Below are 541 nucleotides of genomic sequence, written 5' to 3' on the forward strand. Positions count from 1 at the left end.
GCCCAGCCGCGCGGCTGGACCGATCCGCTGGTGCTGGCCCTGTTCGCGGTGGGGGCGGCCCTGCTCGCGGGGTTCGTGTGGTGGCAGACCCGCGCCCCGATGCCGCTGCTGCCGCTGCACGTGATCCGGGAGCGCAACCGGGCCGGCTGCTTCCTGACCATGCTGCTGGCCGTGATCGGCATGTTCGGGCTGTTCCTGTTCATGACCTACTACCTGCAGGGCATCCTCCGCTACTCGCCGCTGAGGACGGGCCTGGCCTTCCTGCCGCTGACCGCCGCGATCATCGTCGGTTCCACGCAGATCTCGGCCCGGCTGCTGCACCGCGTGGCACCGCGCGCGCTCATGGTCCCCGGCATGGTCCTGGCGTGCTGCCCGCGCTGCTGCTGATGGGCCTGGGCATGGGCCTGACCTTCATGCCGGTGTTCGCCACCGCGACCGCGGGCGTCGCCGAGCGGGACTCGGGCGTGACCTCCGCGACGGTGAACACCTCGCAGCAGGTCGGCGGTTCGATCGGCACCGCCCTGCTCAACACGGTCGCCAC

The 541-nt window shown here is 71.7% G+C and carries 1 pseudogene; it reads left to right on the forward strand.

Features of this window, described 5'->3' with window-relative positions:
* A pseudogene (locus BZY54_RS48835) lies at positions 1-541 on the forward strand (efflux MFS transporter permease); the annotation flags it as partial.

It is taken from the genome of Streptomyces carpinensis (assembly GCF_002154505.1).
Classification (GTDB): Bacteria; Actinomycetota; Actinomycetes; order Streptomycetales; family Streptomycetaceae; genus Streptomyces; species Streptomyces carpinensis.